The organism is Aerococcus sp. HMSC10H05, assembly GCF_001806975.1.
Lineage (GTDB): Bacteria > Bacillota > Bacilli > Lactobacillales > Aerococcaceae > Aerococcus > Aerococcus viridans_B.
On sequence record NZ_KV787015.1, the window covers coordinates 1 to 527 of the forward strand.

1 pseudogene is annotated in these 527 nt (G+C 37.4%); it reads right to left on the bottom strand.

The annotated features are described in order from the left end of the window. Nucleotides 1-502: pseudogene (locus HMPREF3116_RS08700) on the bottom strand (RNA-guided endonuclease TnpB family protein); the annotation flags it as partial. Nucleotides 503-527 lie beyond the last annotated feature (25 nt).

Genomic DNA, 527 nt, shown 5'->3' on the forward strand with positions numbered 1-527 from the left:
CATTCTGGCTAAATTGTTGAAGATAAGCGATATGTTGCTTATCACAAGACACTTTAATTCGTCCTTGATTGGTCGTCAGTGAATAGGTATCGTCTTGATGATAAGCGTAGTTACGATTACGTACGAACACAGCGACTGGTTGCTTAAACCCTAGGGGTTTCGTTAAATGGTAAAGGTCTTTATATAGCGTATGATATTTACCTGTATGGATATCTTTATAACGCTTAGGTTTTTGTTTAAACTGTGTTTTCACGGTCTTATATCTTGCGATTACCGTACGCATTACGGACTGGGCCATTTGCGATTGCAGCCCAAAATCCTGACGTATCTGATGATACAAGGCGTTGTGCAAAGTCGTTTGACCTAATTCAAATTCATGGTCAAAGATATATGTCGAAACAAAATTACAAGCGTTTAAGAACTGTTGTTGGGTTTCTTCGAATTTTTCAATATCACTAACACTTGGGTATAATTGCACTTTAATCGTTTTCGTTAACTGCATCTTGTCACCTCTTTTCCCTTAAATA